3 protein-coding genes are annotated in these 6,689 nt (G+C 42.8%); 1 reads left to right on the forward strand and 2 read right to left on the reverse strand.

Features of this window, described 5'->3' with window-relative positions:
- Positions 1–374 precede the first annotated feature (374 nt).
- Positions 375–977 (forward strand): FxDxF family PEP-CTERM protein, encoded by a 603-nt coding sequence (locus QZV86_RS12970; RefSeq protein ID WP_295628953.1) that lies wholly within the window; start codon positions 375–377, stop codon positions 975–977.
- 135 nt (positions 978–1,112) lie between these two features.
- On the opposite strand, the gene QZV86_RS12975 is transcribed toward QZV86_RS12970, so the two are convergent.
- Entirely contained in the window at positions 1,113–1,424 is a 312-nt protein-coding gene (locus QZV86_RS12975; protein ID WP_295628956.1) for a DUF1840 domain-containing protein, read from the reverse strand.
- Between the two features lie 439 nt (positions 1,425–1,863).
- Complete coding sequence (locus QZV86_RS12980; protein ID WP_295628959.1) at positions 1,864–6,474, reverse strand: rhamnan synthesis F family protein; 4,611 nt, start codon at positions 6,472–6,474, stop codon at positions 1,864–1,866.
- Positions 6,475–6,689 lie beyond the last annotated feature (215 nt).

Below are 6,689 nucleotides of genomic sequence, written 5' to 3' on the forward strand. Positions count from 1 at the left end.
TATCAAACCTCTGCATGTCTATTCGATGTGATCGAATAGATCAGCGTTTCCTTAGCTCTACGGATTCAATTCTCTGTCACTTAGAGTAGAAGGTGATTGAAAGTACAGGGTTAATACCTCGCTGCTCGCAGCGAGGTGCTTTATTTTTTATTTCGTCGTTTGCTCTTTCATAGTAAGAATGCCTGTGCGAGGCAGTACAAATGTACTAAAAAAACAAGTACTAATTTCTCATTGTGGAAAACTATGACCATAGATATTATTGATACCTAAGAGAAATTGAAAGTCACTCAGATACAGACTATAAAATTCTTTAAAGTCAGAAACAAGTAAGAGAAAGAACAATAATTAAGTAAACTTTTTAAGGAATAATTAAAATGATTTTGCGTAAATTAACGGCATCGATGATGATAACTGGTTTTCTTTTCTGTGGAAGTGCTGTTCAGGCAGCAACTTATCATTTTGGGCAGTTGTTAGCCGGTAATGGGCCAACAAATCCATATTTTGCAGATTTAGAAATCACTGACAATGGGAGTGGAAATTGGACATTTACTCTTTCAGCTTTAGATTTAAATACTATTTTTGGTTCTAAATCATTTATTGGGTCCATGGCTGTTGATGGAATGAAGCCAACTTCTATTTCAACCGATGCGGGCGGAGGTGTAACTAAGGTTAATCTGCAAAATGGTGGAGGGCCAACAGGCATATATGATTTTAGATACGATATGATCAATCCAAAAAATGATAAGCTGACCGGACTTGAGTCGGTTACTTGGCATGTTGGTGGTTTAGGCTCTACTGCACTTCCTGGCGACAATGGCGAATTGGCATTGCATGTGCAAGGTATAGGTAGTAATGGCGATTCTGCTTGGTATGTTGCAACCTCACCAGTTCCAGAGCCAGAAACCTACGCAATGTTGTTGGTTGGTCTAGGTTTAATCGGATTTATGACGCGCCGGAAAAAAGGATTAGCAGCATAACTTAGATTCTTATTTATTCTAGAACGGGAGCTCAAGCTCCCGTTCTTATTTGTCGAATAAAAATTACGATTCGCTCTTGAATTACTGACGGGCATGCAAAATTTTCGAGCATTGTCATAAACTCCCGACTTAATTTTATTTCCACATTACATTACACTCCGCTTCTGCTGCTGCGGTAAGCAGATTGATCAAAGGCAGAGCCCTATCTGCTAGACTCACCGCCGGTTCATTTTTGTTATCTTCATCTTCATTCTCGTCCTGAGCCGGGGATGATGCTTTTTCCGCATTTATAGCCGTTTTTAATCGGTCAAGCGCCATAGGAATATCAGTAGCCAAAATAGCGCCGGGCACTGTTTTGCTATGCCCCATCATGTCAAGCATGATAAGTGCTATGTCGTTAAACATTGTTATGTCGGCATGAACATCTGTTGAAAAAGTTACGAGCATTTAATTTTCCTCTCGAGTGATTGAAAAGTATGCAAGACACATTGTACCTCGCTGAAGATTTTCTTAGCTACAGATCTTAGCTAATGCTCTCAGTGTTACAGATTCATCTTGAGTATAGCAGCGATCTGCATTTATTTTTGATGTGCTGCCATGGTTTTCCTATATTCGCGCCAGTAAGATTTTAAAGGGGGAGGCCATTTATGGGGTGCCCTGCTTGATTTTGACTCATTGGTTGATCTATCGACCACGGGCAAATTATTATAATCATTTGCAAAGGCTTTACGCTGTGCTTTTGTCCAGATTTTTGCTCCATGCCGTTAGCACATGTGTCCCTTTTTTATCTTATCCTATCGAAGGTATTTGGTTTTGAGTCGTAATAGTACGTTACGAATTGAATTCAAAAAGGCATTCCCGCTGAATTTAAAAACAGAAGACACCATTAACTTACAAGACCACGCCCACAGTAATGGTCATCCAGCGTCAATCTGGCAAGAATATCTTTTTCTGATTGGGAGGTACGCTTGAAAAATTCGTCAAGTAATTCGATCGCAATATCCGAAGGAACCTCGAAATCACTGACTAACTTATCTCGTATTGTGATTGATTGATTAATAAAATCCATCATTCCCCGCCTGATTTCCGCACGTGTCAACATAGATTGACGCTCTTCGTCAGCAAGCTGGCGAAACTCAGGAATAAGATCACCTGAATCTGTCTGCCGGTAGCAAACAATTTGTGCATCATCAGAACTTAAGAATTTCTCCAGCGAAAAGCTATTGCTGAATATCGGCGGTAGATAAATTTTTGGATCAATGTAATGAGCAAAGCATCCTCGCGTGATCGCTCCATATTGTGAGGATACCTTCTGCGCACGCTCTACCGTCATTAAATAATACCCGTGGATAGTCGGATTCACTAATCGATTCAAGTAGCCTTGTATTGTTGCTGCATAACCAATGTCTACAACAGCGGATTTCTGGGCCGCATTTAAGCCTAGATTATTCAGATAAGCCAATAATCCAGGACGCTCAACCTGCGCATTGTTTAGAATACGTTGCTCCAGAGCTTGCAATACAGGCACCAAGTGATCAATGTTTTCATTCTCAACGGAAACCAGCTTATTTCTTGACCAGAGTCCAAGTCGGGCAAAATTATCGAGTTCTTCGTGGGATAACACTAATCCATATCGTACTTGTATAAATTCAGACAGATGATTCGAATAGTACTGCGTCCTCGCTATTTGAAGAATATCATCAAAGCTTGAAATCATCGGCACAGTGACAGCGCGGCGAGAAAGCACAAGGTAATCGGAAACGATTGCATGGACATCATTGGATACCCACCGATCATAAACTGTTTTTAGTATTTGGCCTTCGCGAGCAAGAAAATACAAATGCTGAATTCCATCCGCCGCAGCTTTTGCTGCTAACCACTGTACAAAAGATAGAATCAAAGGTCCGACAACAGTATATCCAATGGCCCAAGGTGTCGAAGGAACGAGATCAGCAGGATTAAAGTGCGGGAAAAACAGAGAATTAAAATTTCCTTGTGCAATGGTTCCAAGAGTAAGCTGCTTGTTGAGATCATCGCAATATAATGAGCGTTCCATGATAGATTCTAATCGCGGCATTGCTTGAGCTAATTCTGTAGGCCGCATCACATGCAATGCCCTCATTTCCATATCACCAGGTATTTGAACATCAGAGTGCTCGTCGTCGCCGATAACGATAACCTCGCTTGGAGAGGCATTCTCTTGTATCAAGAGTTGACGATAAAACTCACCACTGTCTTTTCTCAGCCCATTATCGGAAGATAAATAAAGCGCATGCCAACCATTGATATTATGACGTTGCAACATCCCTTCAACAAGCGATTTGGGAAGGCACGTACCGTCGGCCAATATGACACGCTTACCTAGGGTAATAGCAAATTGTAGCAAGTCAATGACTTCTGGTCGTGGGGTTACAATCTCCAGTTCAATGGTTTCTTCAAGGCTGCGCAATCGTTTCACAGCCTCGAATGGGAGTCCCGATAGAATTGAGAACTCGTCGAAAATAGCATCCAATCCAATATCACGATCCGTTTTTTGGCGCGCTTCAGTTTCTGCTTTGGCACGTAATGCAAGATAAAGTTTGCCTGCATCACCTCCAGCACGATGAGCAACGATATTTTTACAGGTTTCGGGAGTTAACAGTGGCCGCGTCAATAATGTATCAAAGATATCAACAATAACTACGCGTAATGTCGCATCAGCCAACATTGCATGCACATTCTCTTGTTTGCGGAGCAGATACTGCTCAAAACGCCAACGCGACCAACTGTTGGAGTTATCGTCCCGAAGGATGGCCGTCTTAAATCCGGATTGCCCCGTTACCAAAACCAATAAACGTTCTATACAATGCGCAAGCGTTGCATCTTTTTGCCCGGCTTCTTCAGGAAAATCCTCAATTTTGATATGTGCATTAAATAGGGGTTGCAGTGCCTTTGTACGGGCCCAGAACATTGATCCAGCAGGAAAATCAAAATAACCCTGCGGTATCTCTGTGATACCCAATTTATGGCACCAGAAGCGCCCATTTTCCCGATTGGAAAGCCATGTATATGCCATATAAGGTAGCTTTGAGAAGTTCTGGGGATAAACAAAACCGATCGATTTCTCTCCAGTCAATAGCGTAAAAATTCTTTGTATTTGTAATTTGCTACCCAACAAGTTTGTTAGCAAATATTCTCGCCACCCATCGGTAGCACCATTGTTATACAGCGATTTTTTGCTATGGATATGAGCAATATAATCATAATGCTGCAATACTTCGCCAAAAGTACAGAACATGGGCGCAATGTCGCGCCCACGATTGGGTACGACAGTGATGGTCAGCTGCTTCAATTGAGACAAATGGGAGAAAGCCCGTTCACATATTTGAATTGCTGTCTCATCGGTCGTTGAAACAAACAAATCATAAGGAAACGGCATCTGACTCAGGTATTTTGCAAATTCTGCTGCCAGATCTGCATAGAAAATATGCGCGTGGATTGCAATGCGCTCTGATGGCGGCGTAGTCAAAGGGGTGATAGCAGAAAGATCCATCATCCCTGTTAAAGAATCATCGAGCCCCCTGGATAATTGACTGGCACGACCATCTTTGCTTGCCCGCCATACTTCATAGTGCCTCATACCAGCAAAGAGAGGACCTGCAAGCTGGTAAGCTATATTTAATACCGCACTGCGCCAGCGAATAGGCAACCACGAATAAATGACTTTTAACAGAGGTAGGATTCGATGACGCAAACCACTCCATGCTTCGCGGTACTGTCCACGAAAAATCCGGACTATAAATCGCAAGGGGGCTGTAATTTTCCATGAAGTTGAACGAAACAGATCATTGATGGTTTTATGTTGATCATTGATGGCTTTATGTTGATCACTGATGGCTTTATGTTGATCGCTGATGGCCTTATGTAGTAATTGCTCACGTTGATTGCTCGCAAGCATATCCTGCTGCAGGCGATTCTGCAGAGAAGCAATCAGATGTTCACTATCCGCTAAACGAGTGTAAAGACTGGATATCAATTCCTCTCTGTATTGAATCAGACCTTCCAGTTGCTCGCCCGTTAAAAGCATTTTCCATTTATCATAAACTTTGCTTCTCGACGCCGCCACAAAGTCTTCACTATGCTTAAATCCCATCCCGGAATAGCCATGATTCCGGTAAGTGGCCGTAATTTTATCGACATGTAATATTTCACTGTGTTGTGTAAGTTGAATCCAGAAATCCCAATCTTCAAAAACTTCCAGATTTTCATCAAAGCTGCAATGATCTTTCGTTACTAACGATTGTTCAAACAACACCGCGTGAATCGGAATAAAATTCCTCCCCCAAAGCCGGCGCTGATCAAATGGTTCATTAAATTCAGTAGTGGCTTCAAGCTGCCCATTCACATAGTATTCAACATGTACACCGGTATAAGCACATCGGGCATCCGGGTAGTTTTGTAAAGCAGCGAACAAACTGGATATATGTTCCGGATAAAATAAGTCATCATCATCGAGGAATATTAAGTAACTTCCTTTGGCTGAATTCAAACCGGCATTCGCCGCGCGGCTCCGGTTGAGCAGTTCATTATCGCCAATGATATGAATCGGAAAACGCCCGCACCATTCACTGACTGCTTGATGACCTGCGCCTTTGGCATTGACGATAATGACTTCAATATTTGAGTAAGTCTGCAAAGCGACAGAATCCAATGCGTCTGATAATGTAGCGCGATCCACACTGCGAATGATGACACTGACCAGTGGAACGTCACTGCTATCTACAGCCAATCCCAAGGTTCTTTGGCGAACATGCTCCGATTGATACAACTTGAGCGGATCATTGGACAGCTCTTCAGCCGAGATCAGAATGAAAGCTTCCGCTGCCGTTATGCTGACAGGCAAAGTATAAGTACGATATCGATTGAGCGCAGCAATATGCAGATCGTAACGTTGGATTGCATTTTGCGAAACGAAGCATTCCATTGCCGCTGTTTTGCGTGCCGCCCAATCGCTAATATCAAGTAATTGATTTGGATGCAACGGGATACTCACTTCATATAACGCGACGGATACCGCTTTGCCGATTCGCCTGATTGCCTCTACGACAGTCATACCCAGCACGCGATGATCCGGCTGCATCTCGAAAACTGATGGCGCATAAACAAGGTCAGCGCCAATTTCTTGAATTGCTGTTTGAATTTCTCGTATCAGCCTCTCGCCATAACAGACTTGTCGATCCTGGTATTGCCAGAAAATGGGTGTGCCATAACCAAGAATATGAGCAGCAGCGATGCTTTCATTCTGACGTTGCAGGATGTATTCAGCTGCTTTCTCCTCGCTTACACCATGCGCACCGTCAGACACCACGATGACGTGAACAGGGATGTCTTGCTCAACGTGATGCATAATAGCTCCGCCACAACCGAATATCTCATCATCGGGTTGAGGTGCAAATACCAATATACAATTACCAGCAATTCGTGTGACAGCCTGATGGGGGATAAGTGAATTTTCCAATATTTTTCCGCGCAATTAAAATAATTTTACTAATAGACTCCAATGCTGTCTTGCCGATTCAAATATGAAGTGCAACGCCTGCTTTGAAGAATACCTGATTAGGTGTTTGGTATCCAAGCCGTTTTCTAGGCCGATTGTTCAATCTTTCCATTGCTGTATCCATTTCCTGTTGTGTAATAGTGGTGAAGTCCCTGTTTTTGGGGAAGTACTGCCGA

Source organism: uncultured Nitrosomonas sp., from assembly GCF_902826915.1.
Taxonomy (GTDB): domain Bacteria; phylum Pseudomonadota; class Gammaproteobacteria; order Burkholderiales; family Nitrosomonadaceae; genus Nitrosomonas.

Excerpts from the sequence above, each read along its gene's own strand:
- QZV86_RS12970 (WP_295628953.1), top strand. The coding sequence starts at position 375 with ATGATTTTGCGTAAATTAACGGCATCGATGATGATAACTGGTTTTCTT.
- QZV86_RS12975 (WP_295628956.1), bottom strand. The coding sequence starts at position 1,424 with ATGCTCGTAACTTTTTCAACAGATGTTCATGCCGACATAACAATGTTT.